The following is a 23,107-nucleotide window of genomic DNA, read 5'->3' as shown; positions in this document are numbered from 1 at the left end:
CATGGCACGCACACTCCCCTCGAAGCAGCGGCGATGGCGCAACGCGGGCGCCAGTATCAGCATGGTCGTCCCCGCGGTTCTGATCTACGCCGCACTCCTGGTCGTACCGGTGATCTACGCGTTCTACTACAGCTTCACCGAGTACAACGGATTCCCCACCCGCGTCCCCGAGTTCATCGGGCTGGACAACTACCGCACCATCTTCGATTCCGACGACATGACGGGCACCATGGTGATCACCGCCGTGGTGGCCGTGGTGGGCGCGGTCGTCGTCAACGTCGCGGCGCTCGGCCTCGCGCTGCTGCTGAAGCGCACCAACCGGTTCAACACCTTCGGCCGGGTGGTCATGTTCTACCCGCATGTCCTGAGCGCGCTGGTCGTCGGCTTCCTCTGGCAGGCGATCCTCGGGCCCCAGGGTGTGGTCAACACCATGCTGGAGAAGGTCGGAACCGACGGCCTGCCTTTCCTCAGCGACCCCGACTGGGCTCTGTGGTCGATGATCCTCGTCATCGTCTGGTCCCTGTTCGGCGTGCAGTTGATCCTGTATCTGGCGGGGCTCCAGGCCGTGCCGGAGGATCTGCTGGAGGCGGCGAAGCTCGACGGAGCCGGCCGGTGGCAGACCTTCCGTGCCGTCACCTGGCCATCGCTGGCTTCCACGGTGACGGTCGCCGTCATCACCTCGGGCATCTCGCTGCTGAAGACGTACGACGTCGTCGTGTCGCTGACCGGGGGCGGTCCCGCGGGATCGACCAAGACCCTCGCCTACTCGATCCTCGCGGTCTCGTTCCCCCAGCGGAACATCGGCTTGGCATCGGCCCAGGCCGTGCTGCTGATCCTCGCGGCCGCGGCCTTGTCCCTCACGGTCCTCTTCCTGCGCAGGCGCGCCGAGAACGACGCGGAGTCCATCGGATGAAGAAGACACCCACCTCGGCCGCCGCCCTGCGCGTGGCGTTCGTCACCCTGACGTCCCTCGGCATGCTCGTGCCGATGTACCTCCTGGTGGTCAACGCCTTCAAGAGTCAGCGGGAAATCCTCAGCAACCCTTTCACCCTGGACCTCGGCACCGCGACGTTCCAGCACCTCGCGGACGCGTGGAACAACCCCGACTTCAGCATTCTCAAGGGCTACGGCACCACGCTGGCGCTGGTGCTCTGTGTGAACGCGCTGGCCATGGTGGTGTGCGCGCCCGCAGCCTACGTACTGGCCCGCACACCGAAGCTGATCTCCCGGCTGTTGCTGTTCTTCTTCATCGCGGGGATGTTCATCCCGACCCAGGTGATCCTGGTGCCGGTCATCTTCGTGCTCCGCGCCGTGGGACTGATGGGCACGATGCCCGGCCTCATCCTCTTCATGACAGCCACCACCATCCCGTTCACGCTGTTCGTCTTCTTCGGCTACATCCGCGTGCTGCCCCGGTCGCTGGACGAGGCCGCGGCCATCGACGGGGCCGGCAAGTACCACACGCTGTGGCGGATCATCGTGCCGCTGATGCGGCCGATCATCGCCACCGTGTTCATCCTGAACTCCCTGAGCGTGTGGAACGACTTCGCCAGTCCGCAGATGATCCTCGGCCCCGGCAGTGACGTCTACACCGTCACCACCGGTGTGTACGCCGCCGTCGGCCAGTACTCGACGGACTACACCAAGGTGTTCCCGACCCTGCTGCTCGCCGTGATCCCCATTCTGGTGATCTTCGTCGTGATGCAACGTCACGTCATGAGCGGCCTCGCGGCAGGAGCCGTGAAGGGCTGATCCCCGACGGCGGGGCCGGCCGGGCGTCCTCCGGCCGGCCCCGCCCGTCCCTCTCCTCCCCCACATCCGACCGGCCCGGCCCTTCCGCCCGGCCGGCAGAGGCCGTTGGCCCGCGTCATGAAGGAGCCTCGCCATGCCCGCCCCCCGTACCCCGCGCCGTGTAGCGTCCGTGATCCGCCTGCGCCCGGAACAGGAAGAGAAATACCGGGAGTTGCACCGGTCGGTCCCGCAGCCGGTCCTGGACACCCTGTCCCGCGCCCACATCACGTCGTACTCCATCTTCCTGCGCGACCACACACTGTTCGCCTACTACGAGTACACCGGCGACGACTACGACGCCGACATGGCCGCCGTCGCCGCCGACCCGGAGACCCAGTGGTGGTGGACCCTCACCGATCCCTGCCAGCAGCCTCTCGGCTCGGCGGAGCCCGGGGAGCGCTGGGTGGACGCGGAGGAGGTCTTCCATCTGGACTGACGCGCCGTCCGCGGGCTCCGCCCGGCCATCTCCCACCGCCCCGCCCCCTCGCGCCCGGTCTCCGGCGCCCGGTCCTGTCGCGACGCTTGTGCGGGGTCAACGGGAGTCATAGTCTGCACATGTCATACATGTTCTGTTTGCCTGCGGTTCTGGCCCGGGCTGCACAGGGGCTGTCGGGCTCCTCTCCGGCGTCCGCTCATGGCCGCCGGGACGCCGGGACGCCGGGACGCCTCGAAGAGGACCGGCTGTCGCGTCCGGGACGGAATCACGGAATCCAACGAAAGGCTCCTTCATGTCACGAACCGGGAGACGACCGGCGCGGACCCTGCTGGGCTCCGTCGCCCTGGCGCTGGTGACGAGCGTCGGCGTGCCGGCGGCCGGCACCGCGTCGGCCGCGCCGTCCGGCCAGGCGGCCTCCTCCGGGGCCCTCACGGTCTACGTGTCGGCCTCGGACGGCGACGACGGAAACAGCGGGAGCCGCGATGCCCCGCTGCGGACGATCACGGCGGCGCGGGACGCGCTGGCCGGCCGCACCTCGGCCGAGGCACGCGGCACGGTGTACCTCCGGGGCGGGACATACGTCCTCGACGACACCGTCCGGCTCAGCGGCAAGGAGAACTCATGGGTGACGTACGCTGCGTACCGCGATGAGACGGTCACGCTGACCGGGTCGCACGAACTTCCGGCGGACGGGTGGCAGAGGCTCACCGACCTCTCGGACGACACGCTCGCCGAGCCCCGGTACTCCTCCAACACCCGTCTGAACACACCGGAACTGCGCGACGGCGTATGGGTGTTCGACCTCGGCGCGCACGGGATCGACCCGGGCACGCTCTACAAGAACGGCTTCAACTGGGTCCAGCAGCCGTTCGCTCCGGAACTCGTCGTCGACGGCGGCACCCAGACCCTGGCCGAGTACCCGAACGGCGACGCGTGCACCACCACGGAGACCGCCTGCCACCTGTGGGGGACGGGAGCCAAGTGGAAGGCCGACGGCCCCCGGGACCTGATGAACGTGGACCCGGACGCCCGCTTCGGGCCGGAGAGCGCCTGGAACGGCTCCGGCACGACGCCCCGCGCCCAGTTCGAGGACAAGAAGCAGTTCCTTCCCGACACCGGGCAGCGGGACACCTGGAGCCCGGAGGAGATGCGGCGCATGACCCCGTCCGTCTTCACCGTCGGCGGCCGCGCCGTCAGTGGCGACCGCTACCGGAACTGGGCACCCGAGGCGGTGCCCGTGGTGGATGATCCGGGCACCCGCGGATTCGGCGAGTACTCCGACGTACCGGTCCAGCTGGATCCGCGCTGGATCGAGGACATCGACAACACCGAGTCCGAGACGGAGGGCTGGCTCTCGGGCTACCTCGGCAACAACTACGCCAACGACATGGTGCGCATCCTGTCGTGGAGCGGCGAGCAGCTGTATACGAAGTACCCCTCCATGTACATCCCGCAGGACTCCTGGACCAAGGTCAAGGTGCTCAACGTCCTGTCGGAGATGGACACGGCCGGCGAGTACTACATCGACCGCTACCACGACAACGACGTCCTCTACTACCGGCCCCCGAACGGCACGGTCGAGGGCAGGACCACCACGCTGCAGACGTTCGACAAGAACTTCATGCTGCTCGACGGCACCCGGGGCGTGACGGTCCGCGGCCTGGCCATGACCGGGTCGCTGATCAGCGGCGTGCAGCTGCTGGACGCCGTCGGGACCCTCATCGACGGGGTCGACATCTCCAATGTGAGCATGGACGCGATCCGGATCGGGCGCACGACGGACACGATCACCAGCATGCCGGACTACGAGACCGTGCAGGGCGGGCACGACAACGTCGTGCAGAACTCCTACCTCCACGATCTCGGCGGCGGAGGCGTACTGCTCGGCGGCGGCGACCGCGCCACGCTCGAACGCGGAAACAACGTCGCCCGCCACAACGAGATCACACGCTTCTCCAAACTCGCCACGTACACCCCGGCCGGCTACATGTACGGCGTGGGGAACACGTTCGAGTACAACTACGTCCACGACGCTCCGCACATGGCCGTGCAGATCATGGGCAACGACATGCGCGTCAACCACAACCACTTCTACGACGTGGTGAAGAACGCGGGCGACATGGGGGCCGTCTACGCCGGGCGGGACTTCACCTACCTCGGCAACGAGATCGCCTACAACCACTTCGAGAAGATCGGGGGTTCCAACGACGCCCTGTACATGGACGACGGCGCGACCGGAGTCCGCTTCCACCACAACGTCGTGAGCGACGCGAAGTCCGGCGTCAACTTCAACTCCGGCCACAGCAACACCGCGAACGACAACGTGTTCATCGGGGTGGACCACGTGGGCCACGGCGGCATCTACCACAAGAACGGCGAGACGCGCCTTCCCCTGGCCAACAGCTGGGTGCTGGAGAGCCGTTACAACACGTTCCTCGACGTCCGCGAGGGCGAGAAGTACAGCGCGACCCCCCGGACCGTCGCCGCCTGGCACGCGCACTACACGAACGGGAAGCAGAAGTACTCCGACGGAAAGCCGATCACGTATCCGGAGGTCAACGACTGGTACGTGCCACGCGTGACCGCGACGGGCGAGGAGTGCACGGCCGCCGTCTACACCACGTCCGGGACCAACGGCTGCAGCCGCGCGACGGTGTGGGAGGATCCCGACTCGGTCTGGGTGCCGTCGCGGGTCGAGATCAACCACGCGGTGATCGTCGGCTGCTGCGGCTTCATCGAGACGAAGGCCGACTTCGCCGAGCCGGCAGCGCAGTACAGCCTGTCGCGGTGGAGCAACCGGGTCAACACCAGCCCTGTCCTGGCCGCCTCGGTGGCTGAGACCGGCCTCGACCTCGGCACGCTCAGGTTCTCGGCCTCCGGCTCAGTGGCGCGGTCGTACGGGGCTGCCTGGGTCAGGGAGTGGAACCGCAGCGTCACGACGCAGGGCATCGGCCGCCCGGCGAACCGCGACACCGACGCCGTCCACCGGTAGCCGGGTGACGCCGTCTCCTCACGCCGGGGCATCCACGCACACGGATGCCCCGGCGTACGTCACGCGCCGGACGTGTCGAGCGGTCGCCGGCGATCCCAGGAGGACGTGATGTGGTCCCGCATCGCCTCGGCCGCCTCGTCGGCGTCCTGGGCGAGCAGGGCGGCCGCGATCCGTGCGTGCGCCTCATGCGTCAGCTCGATGTGCTCACGCGTGGGATCGCCGCTGTACTGGGGGTAGCGCACGGCCTTGCCCTGGATGCTCGACACGATGGCGCGCCCGAACGCGTCCCGCGACGCACGGTGGATGATCTCGTGGAACTCGATGTCGGCGCGGGAGTAGGCCTCCGGGTCACCTCGCAGAGCCGCGAGTTCGTCGAGCTTGGCCGAGAGCGCCGCCGCCTGCGTGTCGTCCATGAGACGCGCCGCGCGGGCGGACATGGCGCACTCGAGGGTCGTCCGGATCTCGATCAGATTGTCGAGGAAGACCAGCCGGTCCTTCCGTTGGAAGAGCGCGTCGAGGATCAGGGGGTCGAGCAGACTCCACTGCTCCTGATCGAGGACGACCGTCCCCCATCCCTGGCGCGTCGCGACGAGGCCCTTCTCGGAGAGGGCCATGGTCGCCTCACGGATGACGGTGCGGCTCACCTCGTACTGTTCGCACAGGACGCCCGCCGAGGGAAGTGCCGTTCCGGGCGGGTACTCGCCGAGCACGATGGCCGTCGCCAGGCTCTGCACGACGGCGGCGGCGAGGGGAGGCCGACGCCGTTGACGGGGGGACACGGCAACGGCGTCCGCGGATGGGTTACTCATCTGGTCAGCGACTCCCAATGTGTGTGCAGGTGTGCCCGGTCCCCACTGTCCGAGGGCTCAAGGCTAGCGGAACATGCTAAGGTCATCACTCGTATCATAAGTGATGACTGAGGTTTCCGGTCACGCCACCGCCCCGGAAGCGAGAGCATGCCCGGGGCCGGACCGGTCGCCCGCGAAAGGCACTTCGGGCACGCACGGCCAGGGCCCGGGGGCGGGATTCGCCCGTCACCACCGTGCGACACGCTTCGACCGAAGGCGGGGTGCGACGCATGTCACTGGGTTCCGGTCCACGGCCAGGACGGAAACGGCGGGCCGAGGAGCGTGACCACAGGAAGACCTGGAGCGCTTGGCATCAGGTTACTCCCCGGTCCTCAATTCGCACTCAGGGATGGGGTGTTGAGGGAGCCGGCAGTAATCGACCAGGCGCGGTTCCGCCCGGCAGCGGCTGAGCGGAACCATCGGAGCCGCAGGCACAACCGACACCGTACGGAGGCAATCCGAAGTGAGTCAGCGCAACGCCCTGGTGGTACGCGGCGGCTGGGAGGGGCACGACCCGGTCGGATGCACCCGGATGTTCATTCCCCGGCTCGAACGCGCGGGGTTCGACGTATCCGTCGCCGAGGACCTCTCGGTGTACGAGGATGCGGACCTGCTCGCCGCCACCGACCTCGTCGTCCACTCATGGTCCGGGGGTGAACTGACGCTCCTCCAGGAGACGACGCTCGTGTCGGCCGTGGAGGCGGGAACGGGTTTCGCCGGCTGGCACGGCGGCGTCATCGGAACGAATGTCGCCGCCGCTCGCTATCTGCGCATGGTGGGCGGACGGTTCCTGTGGCACCCGGACGGGTTCCAGGACTTCACCGTCCGCATCACGGCCCTGCCGGAGCGGGACGGCCAGATCACCCAGGGCATCGAGGACTTCGACGTCCTCACCGAGCACTACTGGGTGCTGACGGACACTCTGAACACGGTGCTGGCCACCTCGGTCCTCTCCCCCGACGGCGGCCAGTGGGACGAGCCGGTCGAGTTCCCCGTCGTGTGGACGCGCCGCTGGGGAGCCGGCCGGGTCTTCGTCTGCACCCTCGGCCACCGCGTCGCGGACCTGGAGGTGCCGCAGACCGCGAAGATGGTCGAACGGGGCCTGGTCTGGGCAGCACGCTGAGGTCCGGGGCGGCCGCCCGCCGGTGCGCCGGCCGCCCCGGGCCTCAGCGGGATCCGCCCCGGCGGCGACCCGTGCGTCAGGAGCTTGCGCGGGCGACGACCCGGTAGCCCACGTCCCGGTGCGGAACGCCGACCGGGGTGCCGCGCATCCTCTCCAGCAGCAACTCGGCCCCCAGCTCGCCGATGAGCGTGCCGGGCACCGCCACGGTGGTGAGCGAGGGGACGAGGTGCCGGGCCAGCTCGAAGTCGCCGAACCCGGCCAGGGCCAGCGTGCCGGGGACGTCGATCCCCCGGCGCACGCACGCCTGCAGGGCACCGGCGGCGAAGACGTCGCTGGAGAACATCACGGCGTCCGAGTCCGGATGCCGCTCCAGCACAAGGTCCAGGAGCGTGACGCCGGTGTCCATGGTGACGGGCTCCGGCCCCGCGTCCACCGTGCGCGGAGCAGTCCCCAGCAGCTCACGGACAGCGGTCGCGTAGCCGTCGAGCCGCTCGGCGGCCCGGGGGTCCCCGGAGGTGTGCCGCCCGGCGAACGTGATCCTGCGCCGGCCCCGTTCCACGAGGTGCCCGACCATCGCGGCGGCCGCCGCCGCGTTGGAGAAGCCGACCAGCAGGTCCACCGGATCGTCCGACCAGCCCCAGGTCTCCACGACGGGCACTCCAGCGGCGGCCAGCAGGGCACGGGTTCCGGGGGTGTGGTCGGTTCCCACCATGAGCAGTCCGTCCGGCCGCCGGCCGAGGAAACTCCGCAGCACGTCCTCCTCGTGCTCCGGCCGGTAGTCGGTCGTGCCGACGAAGATCTGGTAGCCGTGGGCCGCCAGGACGGTCGAGAAGGCGTGAACGGTGTCCGCGAAGACCGACGCGTTGATCTGCGGGACCAGGACACCGACSGTGCGGCTGCGGTTCGACGCCAGGTTGCTGGCGGCGAGATTGGGCACGTAGCCGGTCGCCGCGATGGCCGCTTCGACGTTGGCCCGGGTCTCGTCCGGCACCGACCGCGGGTCGCGCACGACCCGGGAGACCGTCTGGGCGGACACCCCGGCCGCCGCCGCCACGTCCGACAGGGTCACCGAACGGGTGGCGGAACGCTTGCGTGGGCGGCGGGGTGGCTGGGTCACATCCGAGACGATATCCATTGCGCCCGCCGCCGCGCCGTCCGCCCGGCCGGTCCGGGCGGACGGCGCGCCCTGCGTCACAGCGCTCCCCGTGCGGCCAGGGAGCGCATCAGATCGGCGATTCCGAAGGTCCACGGCTCGCAGGCATCGCTCGGCCTGATCCGGCTGACGAGTGAACCGAGCCGGGGCGTGGCGATGGTGACCAGGTCTCCGTCGTGATGGGTGAAGCCCTGGCCCGGGGCGTCACGGTCCTCGACGGGGGCGAACATCGTGCCCAGGTAGAGCACCGCACCGTCGGGGTACTGGTGGTGCGGGCCGATCAGCTGACCGACGAGGTCCAGCGGATCGCGGCTGATGGCGGACATGGAGGACACCGCGTCGAGCCGGTACCCTTCCTCGCCCTCGACGGTCAGGGCCACCGCCGCCTTCCGCACGTCGTCCATCCCGAAGGCCGCGTCGAAGAGCCGCACGAACGGCCCCAGGGCGGCAGAGGCGTTGTTGTCCTTGGCTTTCGCCAACAGCAGCGCCGAACGTCCCTCCACATCACGGAGGTTGACATCGTTCCCGAGAGTCGCGCCCACGACCTTCCCTGCGGAGGAGACGACTATCACCATCTCCGGTTCGGGGTTGTTCCACCGCGAGACGGAAAGGACCCCGGCATCGGTCGCGGTGCCGACGGCGGCCAGCACGGGGGCCTTGGTGAAGATCTCGGCGTCGGGCCCGATGCCCACCTCCAGGTACTGACTCCACATCCCCCGGGCCACCAGGAGGTCCTTCAACGCGGCGGCCTCCGGTGAGCCGGGCCGAAGGGATGCCGGATCGTCCCCGACGAGTCCGCGTATCCGCTCGCGCACCTCGGCGGCGCCGGAGGCGTCGCCCCGCACACGTTCCTCGATCACCCGCTCCAGCATGGACACCACGAAGGTCACGCCGGCGGCCTTGACCGCCTGAAGGTCCACGGGGGCCAGCAGCCAGGGACGTGCGGGATCACGTGAATCGGGCGGTGTGTTGGCCAGCAGTTCGTCGAGTCCGGCGAGGCGCTCGCCGTCGGCGGTGCGCAACTGCGCCGCCGGGTCGGGCGTTTCGCAGAGGTCGCGGACGGTCGGGAAGGTCCTCGTCACGTCGTGCACACCGCTCTCGCGGACGGCGACGACGCAGGGACCGATGCCGGGCTGCCAGACCCGGCCGACGAGGGCCCCTTCCGTGCCGTCGTCGGGCAGGGTGGTGGCGGCGTCGGGCCACTGGGTCATGTCGTTCCTCTCAGGCCTTGCGGAAAACGGGCGGGCGCTTCTCGGCGAACGCGCGGCGGCCTTCGGCAGCGTCCTCGGTGGCGAAGCAGATCGTCTGCAGGTCCCGTTCGTAGGCGAGAGCCTGGTCCTCGGGCAGATTCCCGGCCGCCCGCAGGTTGATCTTGGCGGTCTCCGCCGCCACGGGGGCCCGGGAGGCGATGACCGCGGCAAGGGCGCGGGCCCGGTCGAGCAGTTCACCGGGGGCGACCACTTCGCTGACGAGGTGCCACTCCAGCGCCCGTGCGGCGTCGATGCGGTCGCCGGTGAGCAGCATGAGTGCCGCGTTGCTCGGGCCGGCCGCACGGCTGAGGAAGGCCGCCATGCCGCCGCCACCGATCCAGCCGAGTGTGATCTCCGGTGCTCCGAAGGACGCCGTCCGTGAGGCGATCCGGATGTCGCAGGACAGAGCTGTCTCCAGCCCGCCGCCGAGGGCGTAGCCGCCGACGGCCGCGATCGTGGGCGTCCGGGCCTCGCGGATGGCGTCGCAGTAGTCGACGCGGTTGCGGAACTCCCACGGCGTGCGGTAGCCGTCGAGTTCGCGGATGTCCGATCCGGCACTGAAGGCGCGCCCGCCCGCACCGGTCAGGATCACCGCGCGGACGTCGTCCGTGGTGTCACACCATTGCACGGCCCGCACCAGGGCGCGGGACATCTCGGGGGTCACGGCGTTCAGTTTCTCGGGCCGGTTCAGCGTGAGGGTGGCCACACGGTCGGCGACGTCGAGCAGGACGTGTCCGGTGCCGAGGTCGGGCGGGGTGCTGGTGGTGTCGGTCATGCTCGTCCTGCTTCCTTCGTGGTCCGGCTCGCGCGGTAGAGAGCTCGCAGCCGGCCGACTGCCGCCCGGTGGCTGGTCTCGCCTGCCAGTGCGTCCCGGACAACCGCGGAGCCCGCGCGCTGGAAGCCGATGTAGCCGGCATGGCGGGGACGGACCCACGCCTGTTCACAGGTGGCGGTGGTCCGGCGGTAGAAGTCCGCTGCGACGATCGCCGGGTCGGTCCAGGCGGCGCGTGCGCTCGGCTGCCCGCTGTGCCGGGGCAGGAATCCGCACTGGGTGGAGGGCGACATCAGCCAGCGGATGTGGTCCAGGAGTTCCGAGGTGGGGGTGCAGCGGGAACTGACGGCGAGTCCGGTGCCGCCGAGGGTGGATCCCGGCCGTCCCCCCGGCCCGGCGGCCGGGGCGTCGGTGAACGACAGCCGGTCCGCATAGGTGACGTAGCCGTACACCAGCGGGCAGTGCGCCAGGCGGTCGGTGCCCGCCATCAGCTCCAGCAGCCCGATCGGGTTGAGAGTGCGCGTACGGGCGGGTGCGCGGGCGTCGATCCCGGCCATGAGGTCCAGGACGGCGCGTCCCGTCGTGTCGCTGATCAGTTCACCGGGGTCGGCGGCCGGTTCCTCGCCGAGGGCGACCGCGACGGAGGCGAAGGTGAGGAAGGCGTGCGGTCCGGCGAGCGACAGGGCCACCGGGGCGCGGCTCGCGAGGCCGAGCACCTCCTCCCAGGTGGTGGGCGGCTCCCCGGCAAGGTCGGTGCGGGTCGCGGAGACCTGGGTGGCGGCGTCCAGGGGCAGGGCCCACTGGCTGCCGTCCATCGCGTACGAGCGCATGGTGGGTCCGATCGAGCCGGCACGCCAGCCGTCCAGTTCCTCCCTGCCGAAGAGATCGTCCAGCGGGCGGAGGCAGCCCGAGGCGATTGCCTCGCCGAGGTGCGGATGGTCCAGCACGACCAGGTCGTACCGGGCGCAGAGCTCGTCCACGGGATGGGACTCGAAGCCCTCCAGCGGCTGGACGGACCAGTGCACGAGGTCGCCGGCCGCCGCGGCGAGGGCGTCGTGGCCGCGCGGGTGGTCCCAGGTCAGTCCGGTGTAGGTCACTGGGTCTCCGTCACGGTGCCGGAGGCGAACAGCGCATCGATCTCCTCCTGGCCGAGGCCCGCTTCGGCCAGGATCTCGCGCGAATGCTGGCCGGTGAGCGGGGCGCCTCGGTCGATACGAGGCGGCGTGGCGGAGAACTTGTAAGGGAACCCGGGCACCTTCACACGGCCCTCGGTGGGGTGGTCGTAGGTGACGAAGGTGCCGTTGTGGCGAATCTGCGGGTCGTCGACCAGGTCCGCGTAGCCGTAGACCGGTCCGGCCCATACGCCCGCGGTCTCGAAGGCGTCGAGCCAGTGGCGCGAGGTACGGGTACGGAGCCGGGAAGCGGTGCGCGAGAAGAGTTCGTCGCGGTGGGTCCAGCCGTGCTCCTCGTCCTCCATGGACAGGAAGCTTTCCTCGCCGAGGAGTTCGCCGAGTGTCTTCAGCGGCGGGAAGGCGAGGACGATGTAGCCGTCGGCGGTCTCGAACGCGCCGTAGGGTGCACGGATGTAGACGTGTGCGTGCGGTTCGGCTGAGCGGTTCTGCGCCAGGCCGCCCACGGTGTGCACCGACAGTTCCTGCATCTGGAGTGTCGTGACGGCGTCGAGCATGTTCACCGTCACGAGCTGTCCCTCACCGGTGCGTTCGCGGTGCAGCAGCGCAGCGAGCACCCCCTCGAAGGCGGTGGACGCGGTGACGGCGTCCACCAGGTACTGGCCCGCGGCCTGCGGTGCCGCGCCGGCGCGGCCCGCGGAGAGCATGGCACCGGACATCGCCTGGAGAAGCAGGTCCTGTCCGGGGCGCTGGGCGTAAGGACCGTCCTCGCCGTAGCCGGAGATGGAGACGTACACGAGCGACGGGTTGATCTCCGCCAGCGAGGAGTAGTCGACGCCGAGGCGGTCGGCGACGCCGGGACGGTAGTTCTGCAGGAAGACGTCGGCGTCGGCCACGAGCCGGCGGAGCACCTCTTTGCCGTCCGGGTCCTTGAGGTCGACGGCGAGGGAGCGCTTGTTGCGGTTCAGCGAGAGGAAGGAGACGTTGATCCGGTTCCCGCCCGCGCCTCCCGCGGCAGCATGACGCTGCCACTCCCCGGTGACCGGCTCGACCTTGACCACGTCGGCTCCGAGGTCGCCGAGCCGCTGGGCCGCGAACGGGCCGGCCATGGCGATGGAGCAGTCGAGGACCCGGTACCCGCTGAGTATCCCGGGCTTGTCAGGCGTCGTCATGGGACTCCTTGAAGGGGAGGGAGGCGAGGAGGAGGGAGGGAAGGGGACTCACCGCGCCTTCGCCGCATTTGTTGTTCCAAGCTCTTTGTTAGCGCTACCGGCAGCGCTAACATTCACGCTATGCGGGCACCGCTCGCAGTGTCAACGCCTCGATCCGCCCCGCGGCGCCCGGCCGGCACCGGGAAGATGGGAACCACCGATGAGTCAACCGCAAGCAGCACTCGTGACCGGCGCCGGCGGCGCCCTCGGACGCGCCATAGCCTCCCGTCTGGCCGCCGACGGGCACGATGTGGCCGTGCTCGACCGCGACGCCGCATCACTGGAGCAGACGGTCGAGGAGGTGCGGAAGTCGGGTGCCCGCGCCTTGGCTCTCACCACCGACCTGCGCGACGCACAGGCGGTCGAAGCGGCGGTCGAACGGACCGCGACCGAGCTGGGCACCCTGCGCGTCCTGGTCAACAACGCCGCCGTATACCCGAGCCGGCCCTTCCTCGACGTGCCGCTGGCGGAGTACGACGATGTGGTCGCGGTAAACCAGCGCGCCTACTGGGTCGCCGCTCAGGCGGCCGCGCGCCGCATGGCCGGCACGGGCGGCGGGGCGATCGTGAACGTCGCCTCGATCACCATGCACGGAGGCTGGGACTCGCTCGCCGCCTACATCTCCACCAAGGGCGCCGCCGTCGCCTTCACCCGCGCGCTCGCCCGCGAGCTCGGGCCTGCGGAGATCCGCGTCAACTGCGTCTCCCCCGGCGCGTTCCCCACGGCGGCCGAGGAGATCCACGACGATCCCGAGGCCTATACGCGGCATGTGCTCGACCATCAGGCACTCAAGCGGCGCGGCCGCCCGGAAGAGCTCTCCTCGGCTGTCTCCTTCCTCGCCGGACCGGACTCCTCCTTCGTCACCGGCCAGTGCCTGGAGGTCAACGGAGGGTGGGTGATGGCGTGAACCTGAACGGACGCGACTACGACCGTCACGCCGTCGCCCGTCACGCGGGCGACCTGGCAGCCGCCGGCGGTGTGCGGTCCGTCGTCCTGGACGACGGCTCCGAACGCGGCATCCGCACGCTGGAGTTCCGTACCGGCGCAGGACTTTCCTTCGATGTGCTCGTGGACCGGGCCATGGATCTCGGCGGGGCGGAGTTCCTGGGCCGCGGGTTCGGCTGGCGCTCCGCGACCGGATTCCGCCACCCCGGCCTGCACGAGTACCGCGACGACGACGGCCTGTCGATGATGCGCAGCTTCTCGGGTCTGCTGCTCACCGCCGGTCTCGACCACACGCTGTTCGGCGCCGAGGTGGACGCCTCGCAGTACCGCTACCCGCCGCGCCGCACCGCCTCCCACGCACTGCACGGCCGGGTCGGCAACCTGCCCGCCCGGCTCACCGGCTACGGCGAGCAGTGGCAGGACGAGGACCACTGCGTCCTCTGGGCGGAGGGCGAGGTCCGCCAGGCCGCGATCTTTGGCGAGCACCTGCGGCTCACCCGCCGCATCGAGGCCGATCTCGGCGGGACGGAGATCCGGCTCATCGACCGGGTGCGCAACGCCGGCTTCGACCCCACACCGCACATGTTCCTCTACCACATCAACGTCGGCTGGCCCTTCCTGGACGAGGGCGCGCGCTACGAGCTGCCGCTGCGCCGCACGCTGTGGCAGAGCGACAGCGTCGCCGAACAGGGCGTCTCGAACACCGAGATGCCGGGCCCGCTGTCCGGATTCGTCGAGCAGGTCTACGAGCACGAACTGGAACCGGACGCCGACGGCTCGGTACGGCCCCGGCTGGTGAACGACCGCCTGGGAATGTACTTCGAGCTGGAGTACGACCGGGCGCAGTTCCCGTCCTTCTTCCAGTGGATGCACCTGCGCGAGGGCGCCTACGCCGTCGGCTTCGAGCCTTCCACGCACCATGTACAGGGCGAGCCCGCGGCCCGGGAGAACGGATCCATGACGTTCCTGGAGCCGGGTGAGGAACGCCTGTACACCACGACGTTCCGGGTAGGCCGGACCGGCTGATCAACCGACGGAGCGGACCGCTTCGCGGGGCCGAGCACCGGCCCCGACAACGGCGCGGCCGCTCCGGATATGTGGGTCACAGGGTGGCGAGGGTGGAAGGGCAGGCACCCGGGCCGGGCCGGCGGGGCACGGCGCTGCGGCCGCGATCGTGCGGCGCCCGGCCGGCAACATCCGCGCCCACGTGTCTGCGGGCTGGACCGGGCGGCCGCGCATCACTCGGGGGTGCCCGTCAATGACATGTCACCACTCTGTCAGGCGCGCTCCCAGAGCGCCGGCGTGTCTGCGGGCTGCCCGGTTCCTTGCGCCTGGTGGGTCTGGACGCACCGGTAAGTGACGCCGTTGTACGTGACCTCGTCGCCGACCTGGTAGACGTGGCCGGCCCCCCAGGATCCCTGCGACGTCTCCGTGCCAGGCGTGTCGCCGCTCTGCGCGGTGGTGGTCGTGAGGACGAGCCCGTACGTCTCCAGGAGTGGATTGATGGGCTGAAAGTAGGTGGTGCCGCCGCTGGTGCAGTTCCCGGATCCGCCCGAAGTGACACCCTGCGCCTGACTGCCCGAGATGTAGGGGCCGCCGGAGTCGCCGGGCTCCGCGCACACCGTTGTCCTGGTCACCCCGTTGACGGTGCCTTCCGCATAGCTGACGGAGGTGTCGTGCTGCTCGATCTCACCGCAGTGCCAGCCACTGGTGGAGCCGGAACGGCAGACCGCCGCGCCAACCAGCGCCTGGGTCGAGCCCGCCACTTGGACGTTCTCACCACCCGCCCCCCTGACCTGTGGTACAGCTGTCCAGTCCTTCTCGGTCTTCACCCAGGCCGTGTCCTGGCCCGGGAAAGTGGACGCCTGGAAGGTGCCTTGGGTGACCATGTTGAAGCCGGTCGTGGCCGTACCCGCCGTGCCGCAGTGCCCGGCAGTAGCGAAGCCTTGATCGTCTCCCTTGGTGACGGAGAAGCCGACGGAACAGCGTCCGGCCTGTACATAGAAGGCGTCGCCGCCGACGATGTCGTACAGGGCGCGGGGCCGTTCCGGGGAGAGACTGATGTTCACGATGGCCCTGTCCACCCCAGCAGCCGCGGCAAGGGCTTCCGCGGCGTCACTCCTGGGGGCCTGCACCGTCACCCGGTTCCTACGGACGTCGACGTACCGCACCGGCGTGTCGAGGCCCTTGGCGTCGGCCGCGGCCCGGTCCAGTTTCGCCGCAGCGTCCCGCAGCTCGTCCAGGCCGTACGGGACGACTTGCGCCTCGGCGCCCGCAGCCTCGATGACGGGGGCGTCGGCCGCGTCGTTGGTGGCCACGGTGAGGCTGGCTGAATCCTGGCCGTGCACCCACGCGCCGGCGAAGTTCTTGCCCAGAGCGATCTGGAGATGGCCGGCGCGCGTACCTGCCTCCGCCTCGTTGCCCAGCCGCTCGCGCGCCTGCTCGGGTGTCAGGTGCAGATCGCGCTGCAGCGCGTTCAGCAGGGCAGCGGACGGCTCGCTCCACCCGGGGGCCGCCCCTGCCGCCAAGGGCGCGGATGCGGTTGCGGGCGCGGGCTGCTCGGCGGCGAACGCGACGGGCAGGCCCGTCAGCAGGAGGGCTCCGACCGCGGTCAGCGCAGCAGGTGCGGCTCCGGTGCTTCTGTGGGCCATCAGGTGCTCCTTGTTCCATCGGAAGTTGAGACCACAGGCATTACCGAAACGGCAGCAATGATGCCTTTTGCGCCCATGCTTCCGGCGTGATGGCCGACAGGAAGGCACCATGCGGCCTAACTGCCTCCACGCACCACTCGCCGCATGCAAAGGCATGTCCGGGAACTGCGTACAGACCAACGTCTAGGCGGGCAGCTTCGGACCGCCGCAGCGGCCGGTGTGTCCCCAGAGGCTTTCCACCGCGACGCCGGGTGCGCGGCCGTTGCCGCCCGTCCAGCAGGGCATCTGCCCCGGACAGCGTCACACCAGGAACCCTTACCTGCCCTCAAGTTGGCGGAAGGTCAGTGTTGAGTCTCTCGGCAGGCACTCGCTCGATGCGGGTCCAGCCCCTCCAGCCCCGCTCCTCCAGGATCGCCAGCAGCCGCGCGGCGCCCGGTGAGGAACCGATCATGGTGGAGTCCAGCAGGCCGACGAACCGGTCGTCGATGCCGTCGTCGGCATCCACCTCGCCGGCCTCAACAGCGCGAATCATCAGGCGCTCCATGATGTCGGCGACCTCGACGATCCGCGGGTCGTGGTCCGGCCAGTCGAGTGCGCCGCTGAGAAGGCTGTAGAGCTTCACCGTGTCGGGGTCGTCCAGCTCCTCGTGCTTCTTGGCGATCACGGCGTCGATCAGGTGCGGCACCTGGGCGGCGATCATGATCCAGGCGTCCCGCTCCATGTCGATGTACTGCTCCTCGACGCCAAGCCCGCGCAACCGGTCGAGGTAGTCCACGACGCTCTGTGGGAGCGCCAGGTGCTCTCCGGCAGCGAGACGGGCGAGCCGTCCGCGGGTGCCCTGCAGCCGCCGGATCTCGGCTCGCAGATCCTTGTCGATCTCCTGGACGCCGCCGGCGAACTCCTCCGGGCCGGCGTCGAGGAGTTCCTGCACCCGGGCCAGCGGCACGCCGGCATCTGCCAGGGTGGGATCCGGATCAGTCGCACGATCGCGCCAGCGTCGTAGGTCCTGTATCCGGACCGATCGCGCCGGGCTCCGGCAGCAGCCCGATCCGGTGGTAGTGGCGTACCGCCCGCACCGTCACGCCGGCGTGGGTCGCAAGCCGGCTGATGGTGAGCATGGGTCTCAGACTGCTTCAGGCGATCTTCCGGCGGTAGGCGGTCATCGCGAAGACGTACGCGACGACGAGGATGCCGACGCACCATACGAGGGCGGTCCAGATGTCGTCGCCGACCGGCTGCTGGGCGAACAGGTTGCGGATCGTGTTGACGATCGACGTCACCGGCTGATGTTCGGCGAACCGGCGCACCGGGCCGGGCATCGTCTCCGTGGGCACGCAAGCCGAGCTGACGAACGGCAGGAAGATGAGGGGGTAGGCGAACGCGCCTGCTCCCTCGACCGACGACGCGGAGAGCCCGGGGATCACGGCGAGCCAGGTCAGCGCCAGGGGGTCGGCCTGCTTGAGGAATGGCCCGACCCGACAGCGGCACCGGTTGGTTCCGGCCTCGACCTCCGCCCAGCTTCTCGAGCTGGCCAACCGCTCCAGCTCCGAAACCGTGTATCCGATACCGGCGACGCCGGCCGGTTCAAGCGGTGTTCTGGTGGTGCAGTGGCTGGAGGGGTTCGGGGGCGGCTTCGCACAGGGCGACGAGTCCGGTGGACAGTGCCTGACGCGCCTCGGGCGTCATGCGGTTCATGGCCTGGGAAAGAGCCTGCTCGCGGCGACGCCGAATTTCCCGAAGGTGGGCCGCGCCGGCGTCGGTCAGCTCCAGCTGGACTTCACGGCGGTCCTCGGGGCGGGGGGTTCTGCGGAGGAAGCCGGCTGCCTGAAGGCGGTCGCACAGACGAGTGACCGAGGGGGCGGCTATGGACAGATGGTGGCGCAGGGCGCTGAGGTTGATCCCGGGCTCACGTTGAATGATGTACATCACACGTGTCTGTGCGGTGGAGACGGGTGCGGTACTGAGGACATCGCGGCTGCGCTCCCAGGCGATTTCGAGCAGTTCCAGGGCCTGGGTCACCTCCGACAGGGCATCGGCCACCTGCGAGTGGAGGGCGGCGGGGTCCTCGCGCATGTGACACTCCCGTTGGACTTGTGCCCGTTTCGGACGGTCGATATGAGCAGGCGCAGCAACAACGATATGTCAAGGAAAGCAGGGCCAGCAGCGGTGGAGAGACCCAGTGCAGTCGAACGCGCTCTACGTGAGGCCGCGCCGCATGAGATTTTCGACGTGCTCCATGCCCTGATCGAGCGTCGCTATCAAACCGTGGCGGTGGAGCTTCTGATGGCTGACTACGCCATGACCAGGCTGCAGCCGGTCAGCGTTCTGCCACAAACCCGTGAACCCCTGTCGGTGTACGACACAGACGCAGGCCGCGCTTTTGGTGCCCAGGAGCCGTACTGCGTCAAGGACGGGCATCTGTCCACCGTAACGGTTCATCTGCCTGTCAGCGTGCGGGGGGACAGGCTCGGAGTGCTGAGCGTCACGCTGCCGCCCGGTAAGGACGAAGTGGCGACTGACGTGATAGACGATCTTCAGGAGTGTGCGCGTGCGCTGGCGCACGAGGTCGTCGTTGCGGAGCGGGACACCGACCTGTTCCTCCAGGCCCGCCGGGCCGAGCGGCTGACTCTGGCTGCCGAGATGCAGTGGCAGCTCCTGCCCGGGCGGTCGTGCTCCCGGATCGAGTACAGCCTCGGCGCCCAGCTCGAACCCGCTTACGCGATCTTCGGGGACAGCTTCGACTGGTCGGCCTCTGCGGACGACCTCACTCTGACGGTCAGCAACGGCATGGGCGAAGGCATCGACGCCGCTCTGCTCACCAACCTCGCCGTCAACGCGCTGCGCAACGCCCGCCGAGCAGGGCTGAGCCTGGCGGACCAGGCGTTCCTGGCTGACCAGGCTGTCTACGGCCAGCACCAGGGGCGGCAGTTCCTGTCGACACTGCTGCTCCGCTTCCATCTGCCGACCGGAGATGTGGAGATCATTGACGCCGGGTCGCCCCGCATCTGGCGGTTGCGCAAGGGGGTGGTAGAACCGATCGAGCTCGACGCCCAGATGCCGCTGGGTATGTTCGAGGACACGTCCTATGCCTCGCAGCACTTCACGGTCGAGCCCGGAGACCGGTTGCTTTTCATCAGCGACGGCGTCTACGACGCTTTGTCGCCCGCGGGCGAGAGGTACAGCCTCCACGCGCTGGCCAAGTCGATCACCAGCACGCGCCTGCTCCCCGCGTCACAGGTCCCGAGAACGATGCTGCAGGAACTGCTGGGGCATCGCGGGGCCGGCCCGGCCGCGGATGACTCGCTGGTCGTCTGCCTGGACTGGCACGGCCGCCCGGCCACGCGCTAACCACGACGTAGAGGTGGAAATCTTACAGAAGCGGTCTTTCGGCACTTAGCTCCAGGAATCCGTCTACGGGGTCGAGATCGCGGGATACGCGGAGTGCCGAGCATGAGGCGCCCTCAGAACCATCGCGGCAGGGGGCGGGTTGCCATGAGCGACGCGCCTGCGAGATGGTTGCCGGAAGGTAAGTATTTCGTCCAGGTGGAAGGCGGTGAGACTCGCCACAGGCGAGTCCCCCCTCATGACCCCTCTCAAAGGAAACTCCGTCACGAAGACTCAAGAGCGTCCGGCGTCCGGTGTGTGGGGCATGGCCCCGTATCCCGTGATCGAGGCCCACGCGGATGGCACCGTCATCGAGATCAACCCTGCGGCCTCTCACCTGCTGGCGGGGGCGCTGCCCGGGGCCACCATGGCAGACCTGGCTCCGGCCTGGCTCGCCAGGGCCCACCACGAGGCGGTCCTCCGCACCACGCTTCCGGCCCAGGATTCTCGGCACAGCGGCCCGCTCCCTTCGGTGTCGGGGCAGATCGAAGCGCAGAGCTTCGTGGCGCATCCCACCCGGGGACGGGACGGGAATGTGGTGTGGTGGCTGATCGAGGACACCGACCGGCGGCTCGCCGAAGAAGCGTTGGCCTCCGAGCGCGAACGCACCACATTCCTCTCGGAGGCCTCCAACGTTCTGCTGGCTTCCCTGAACTCCGACCGGTGCATGACGGCCACCGCACAGCTCGCCTCTCAGTATCTTGCGGATGCGGCGGTCGTCGTGGCTCCGGCCAGGGGTCACAAACTGCCCGTCGCCCATGCCACCGCGGGTCAGGAGGCCATCCGCAGTCTGATCGTGGCGGATCCGTCGCAGCTGCCGGGCCTGAAGGAGGCTTTGCAGGGCTTCCCGCCCGTACCCTCGCGGTGGCTCGACCCCAGGACGCTGCCCGAGTGGGTCACTCCCCCAGGGCACGCCGGGGAGATCGGGTCGGTCGTCATCACCCCGCTGCCCGGCCACGGTGTTCCGGCCGGTGCGCTGATCCTGCTGCGCGGCAGTGGGCAGTTCACGGAGAACGAGGAGATCTTTGCCCGGCTGTTCGCCGCTCGGGCAGGTGCCGCTCTGTCAGCCGCCCGGATGTACGCCGAACAGACCGAAATCACCAAGACACTGATGCGTGATCTGCTGCCGCCACAACTGCACCGGATCAATGGGGTCGAGTTCGCCGGTGGCTACCGCCCGGCGGGGGCGACCGAGCGCGTCGGGGGGGACTTCTACGACGTCCACCCGGGCAGCACCGACACCGGGGCTTCACTGGTGGTCCTGGGGGACGTCTGTGGCAAGGGTCTCGACGCAGCCGTACTCACCGGCAAGATCCGCAACACCCTGCACGCGCTCGTCCCGATGGCGGACGATCACCAGCGGATGCTGCAACTCCTCAACGGGGCGCTCCTCAACTCCCATCACGCCCGTTTCGCCACCATGGTCATGGCCTCGGTCCAGCGTTCGGACAAAACGGTACGGCTGCGCCTGACCTCGGCCGGCCATCCCCCGCCCTTGGTGGTACGGGCCGACGGCCGGGTCGATGAGATCCAGACCCACGGCACACTGATCGGAGCCCTTCCCCTCGTCGAGTCCCACACCGTGGAAACCACCCTGCAGCCCGGTGAAACCTGCCTGCTGTACACCGACGGGATCACAGAAGCCCGCGGCGGGCCGCTCGGCGACGACCTCTACGGCGAAGAACGCCTGATGGAGGCACTGTCGGAATGCGCGAACATGCCCAGTGAGGCAGTCGTCGAGCACATCCAGATGCTCGCCTCGCAGTGGCTGCGCGAGGGCAGACACGATGACATGGCCGTCGTCGCGATCACCGCACCCCTTACCAACCACCTGAGCGCGGTGAACGGCCACACCCGGGGCAGGTACACCGCATGACTACATGCACGACCGCCGACGGCGGTGACCTCCAGGGACTTCGGGAGCGGTTGTGGGCTGCGGCCGTCGATCGCGACGAGTTCGCCGCCGCCGGCCTCGTCCTCACCGCCCTGGACGACGGAATGGACGCCGAATCGGCCCTCCTGGACGTGATCGCCCCTGTGCAGATGCGGGTCGGCACCGAATGGGCGGCCAACCGCATCACCGTCGCGCAGGAACATGCCGCCAGTGCCATAGCCGAGCGCGTCGTCGCCGCTCTCGCCCACCACCCCACCTCCCTCACCACACCGCATCTCGGCCGGGTCACCGTGGCGTGCGTGGAACAGGAATGGCATGTTCTGCCCGCCCGCCTCCTCGCCGAAGTCCTCACCCTGCGGGGCTGGGAGGTCGACTTCCTCGGCGCTCAAGTTCCCACCCCCCACCTCGTCGCCCACCTCCATCACACCGGTGCGGACGTAGTGGCCCTCTCCTCCTCCATCCCCACCCGGATCCCCGCAGCCCACGGCGCGATCACCGCCTGCCAGTCCATCGGCGTACCCGTCCTCGCCGGCGGGGCCGCCTTCGGACCCGACGGCCGCTACGCACGCCTGCTCGGCGCAAACGCCTGGGCGCCCGATGCCCGCACCGCCGCACAGCAACTCGCGGACGGAATCGCCGCGCCCAACCTGGCCGCCGGGCGCCTGCAGATCGATGACCTGCCCCACCTCGCGGATCAGGAATACACCCTTGTCACCCGCACGCAGGGGCAACTCGTCAAAGAGGTCCTTGCGCAGATGGAAGAGCGCTTCCCGGCGATGGCCGCCTACAGCGATCAGCAGCGTCGGCGCACCGCCGAGGACATCGCACACATCGTCGAATTCCTGACCGTCGCTCTTTACACCGACGACGACGACCTGTTCACCACCTTCATCACCTGGACCGCGAGCATCCTCACCGCGCGCCACGTCCCCGCTCAGTCCCTGCACCCAGCCCTGGACATACTGACGGCCGAACTGAAGGAATTCCCCCGATCCATCCGGCTGCTCGGCCAGGCGCGCGTCGCCCTGGACTGCACTGCGGCAGCCGCCGGCCGACATTCCGGAGCTCTCACATGACCGCGATGCCCCGCCCCTCCTTCACCCTCACCGTTGAAGCCGGACCGGAAACCGCGTCTCTGCGGCTCGCAGGTGATCTGGACTACGACACGGCCGACGAAATCCTCCAGTACGCGGAGAACTGCATCGCCGAGCTGTCAGGTATGCGCGACCTGTACCTGGACTGCGCCCAGTTGAGAGCCTGCGACTCCATGGGCGTCTCCACACTGATCCAGATCCACCGCAGTTCCACAGCGCGTGACGTGCGCCTCCACCTGGAGAACCCGCCACCGTTCCTGGAGCGGATCCTGCGCCTCACCGGAATCCGCCACCTCTTCGCCATCGATGGCCAGGAATCCCAGCACGGACAAGCCCAACAGCCACACGCCGACGAGCTGTCCGCACGGGCCAAGAACCCGTTGCACGCCTCCCCGCCTTCAGCGCCCACCGTGTGACCAACACGAGGGGCCGA

20 protein-coding genes and 1 pseudogene are annotated in these 23,107 nt (G+C 69.3%); 11 read left to right on the top strand and 10 right to left on the bottom strand.

Going from position 1 to position 23,107, the window contains the following annotated elements; translation table 11 throughout:
* Window position 1 precedes the first annotated feature (1 nt).
* From EAO72_RS15550 to EAO72_RS15535, 4 genes are all read left to right on the top strand, one after another.
* Window positions 2-913 (top strand): carbohydrate ABC transporter permease, encoded by a 912-nt coding sequence (locus EAO72_RS15550; protein WP_148017928.1) that lies wholly within the window; start codon window positions 2-4, stop codon window positions 911-913.
* A complete protein-coding gene (locus EAO72_RS15545; protein ID WP_148017927.1) occupies window positions 910-1,752 on the top strand; it encodes a carbohydrate ABC transporter permease in 843 nt (280 codons plus the stop codon). The genes EAO72_RS15550 and EAO72_RS15545 overlap by 4 nt, the downstream gene beginning before the upstream one ends.
* A 133-nt stretch (window positions 1,753-1,885) precedes the next feature.
* A complete protein-coding gene (locus EAO72_RS15540) occupies window positions 1,886-2,227 on the top strand; it encodes an L-rhamnose mutarotase (RefSeq protein WP_148017926.1) in 342 nt (113 codons plus the stop codon).
* Window positions 2,228-2,519: 292 nt separating this feature from the next.
* A complete protein-coding gene (locus EAO72_RS15535; RefSeq protein ID WP_148017925.1) occupies window positions 2,520-5,219 on the top strand; it encodes a right-handed parallel beta-helix repeat-containing protein in 2,700 nt (899 codons plus the stop codon).
* A gap of 59 nt (window positions 5,220-5,278) precedes the next feature.
* On the opposite strand, the gene EAO72_RS15530 is transcribed toward EAO72_RS15535, so the two are convergent.
* The gene (locus EAO72_RS15530; protein WP_187285063.1) at window positions 5,279-6,028 is read right to left on the bottom strand and encodes a FadR/GntR family transcriptional regulator; all 750 of its coding nucleotides are present in this window, start codon (window positions 6,026-6,028) and stop codon (window positions 5,279-5,281) included.
* A 502-nt stretch (window positions 6,029-6,530) separates the two neighbouring features.
* On the opposite strand from EAO72_RS15530, the gene EAO72_RS15525 reads away from it, so the two are divergent.
* On the top strand, window positions 6,531-7,190 hold the full coding sequence (locus tag EAO72_RS15525) for a ThuA domain-containing protein (protein WP_148017924.1): 660 nt from the start codon (window positions 6,531-6,533) through the stop codon (window positions 7,188-7,190).
* Between the two features lie 76 nt (window positions 7,191-7,266).
* Here the strand turns inward: EAO72_RS15525 and EAO72_RS15520 are convergent, their stop codons facing one another.
* The 5 genes from EAO72_RS15520 to EAO72_RS15500 all read right to left on the bottom strand — a co-directional run bounded on the left by EAO72_RS15520 (window position 7,267) and on the right by EAO72_RS15500 (window position 12,667).
* A complete protein-coding gene (locus EAO72_RS15520; protein ID WP_261991484.1) occupies window positions 7,267-8,307 on the bottom strand; it encodes a LacI family DNA-binding transcriptional regulator in 1,041 nt (346 codons plus the stop codon).
* A gap of 74 nt (window positions 8,308-8,381) precedes the next feature.
* Window positions 8,382-9,554 (bottom strand): fumarylacetoacetate hydrolase family protein, encoded by a 1,173-nt coding sequence (locus EAO72_RS15515; RefSeq protein WP_148017923.1) that lies wholly within the window; start codon window positions 9,552-9,554, stop codon window positions 8,382-8,384.
* A gap of 10 nt (window positions 9,555-9,564) precedes the next feature.
* Window positions 9,565-10,368 (bottom strand): enoyl-CoA hydratase/isomerase family protein, encoded by an 804-nt coding sequence (locus EAO72_RS15510; protein ID WP_148017922.1) that lies wholly within the window; start codon window positions 10,366-10,368, stop codon window positions 9,565-9,567.
* Window positions 10,365-11,462 carry an extracellular solute-binding protein gene (locus EAO72_RS15505; protein WP_148017921.1) on the bottom strand — a complete coding sequence of 366 codons (1,098 nt, stop codon included), beginning with the start codon at window positions 11,460-11,462 and terminating at the stop codon, window positions 10,365-10,367. Before EAO72_RS15505 ends, EAO72_RS15510 begins: the two co-directional genes overlap by 4 nt.
* Window positions 11,459-12,667, bottom strand: a complete 1,209-nt coding sequence (locus EAO72_RS15500) for a CaiB/BaiF CoA transferase family protein (RefSeq protein WP_148017920.1) — start codon at window positions 12,665-12,667, stop codon at window positions 11,459-11,461. The genes EAO72_RS15505 and EAO72_RS15500 overlap by 4 nt, the downstream gene beginning before the upstream one ends.
* Window positions 12,668-12,866: 199 nt before the next feature.
* On the opposite strand from EAO72_RS15500, the gene EAO72_RS15495 reads away from it, so the two are divergent.
* Together EAO72_RS15495 and EAO72_RS15490 are read left to right on the top strand one after the other, a co-directional pair.
* Window positions 12,867-13,613 carry an SDR family NAD(P)-dependent oxidoreductase gene (locus tag EAO72_RS15495; RefSeq protein ID WP_148017919.1) on the top strand — a complete coding sequence of 249 codons (747 nt, stop codon included), beginning with the start codon at window positions 12,867-12,869 and terminating at the stop codon, window positions 13,611-13,613.
* Complete coding sequence (locus tag EAO72_RS15490; RefSeq protein ID WP_148017918.1) at window positions 13,610-14,677, top strand: aldose 1-epimerase family protein; 1,068 nt, start codon at window positions 13,610-13,612, stop codon at window positions 14,675-14,677. The genes EAO72_RS15495 and EAO72_RS15490 overlap by 4 nt, the downstream gene beginning before the upstream one ends.
* A gap of 251 nt (window positions 14,678-14,928) precedes the next feature.
* On the opposite strand, the gene EAO72_RS15485 is transcribed toward EAO72_RS15490, so the two are convergent.
* The 4 genes and pseudogenes from EAO72_RS15485 to EAO72_RS15470 all read right to left on the bottom strand — a co-directional run bounded on the left by EAO72_RS15485 (window position 14,929) and on the right by EAO72_RS15470 (window position 18,375).
* Window positions 14,929-16,302, bottom strand: coding sequence for an alpha-lytic protease prodomain-containing protein (locus tag EAO72_RS15485; RefSeq protein WP_148017917.1), 1,374 nt, complete (start codon window positions 16,300-16,302; stop codon window positions 14,929-14,931).
* Window positions 16,303-16,627: 325 nt separating this feature from the next.
* A pseudogene (locus EAO72_RS15480) lies at window positions 16,628-17,420 on the bottom strand (helix-turn-helix domain-containing protein).
* Window positions 17,421-17,435: 15 nt separating this feature from the next.
* Entirely contained in the window at window positions 17,436-17,837 is a 402-nt protein-coding gene (locus tag EAO72_RS15475) for an ABC transporter permease (protein ID WP_315986306.1), read from the bottom strand.
* A 49-nt stretch (window positions 17,838-17,886) separates the two neighbouring features.
* The gene (locus EAO72_RS15470; RefSeq protein ID WP_148017916.1) at window positions 17,887-18,375 is read right to left on the bottom strand and encodes a MarR family winged helix-turn-helix transcriptional regulator; all 489 of its coding nucleotides are present in this window, start codon (window positions 18,373-18,375) and stop codon (window positions 17,887-17,889) included.
* 93 nt (window positions 18,376-18,468) lie between these two features.
* Here EAO72_RS15470 and EAO72_RS15465 point away from each other — a divergent pair, with 93 nt between their 5' ends.
* The 4 genes from EAO72_RS15465 (at window position 18,469) to EAO72_RS15450 (ending at window position 23,090) form a co-directional block, all read left to right on the top strand.
* A complete protein-coding gene (locus EAO72_RS15465; RefSeq protein WP_148017915.1) occupies window positions 18,469-19,650 on the top strand; it encodes a PP2C family protein-serine/threonine phosphatase in 1,182 nt (393 codons plus the stop codon).
* A 235-nt stretch (window positions 19,651-19,885) separates the two neighbouring features.
* Window positions 19,886-21,562, top strand: a complete 1,677-nt coding sequence (locus tag EAO72_RS15460) for a SpoIIE family protein phosphatase (RefSeq protein WP_148017914.1) — start codon at window positions 19,886-19,888, stop codon at window positions 21,560-21,562.
* On the top strand, window positions 21,559-22,656 hold the full coding sequence (locus tag EAO72_RS15455) for a cobalamin B12-binding domain-containing protein (protein ID WP_148017913.1): 1,098 nt from the start codon (window positions 21,559-21,561) through the stop codon (window positions 22,654-22,656). The genes EAO72_RS15460 and EAO72_RS15455 overlap by 4 nt, the downstream gene beginning before the upstream one ends.
* A complete protein-coding gene (locus tag EAO72_RS15450; protein WP_148017912.1) occupies window positions 22,653-23,090 on the top strand; it encodes an STAS domain-containing protein in 438 nt (145 codons plus the stop codon). The genes EAO72_RS15455 and EAO72_RS15450 overlap by 4 nt, the downstream gene beginning before the upstream one ends.
* Window positions 23,091-23,107: the final 17 nt, after the last annotated feature.

The sequence above is a fragment of the Streptomyces sp. OR43 genome, from assembly GCF_008042275.1.
Classification (GTDB): Bacteria; Actinomycetota; Actinomycetes; order Streptomycetales; family Streptomycetaceae; genus Streptomyces.
The sequence above is the reverse complement of the archived record's forward strand: the minus strand, read 5'-3'. Positions and strand labels throughout refer to the sequence as shown.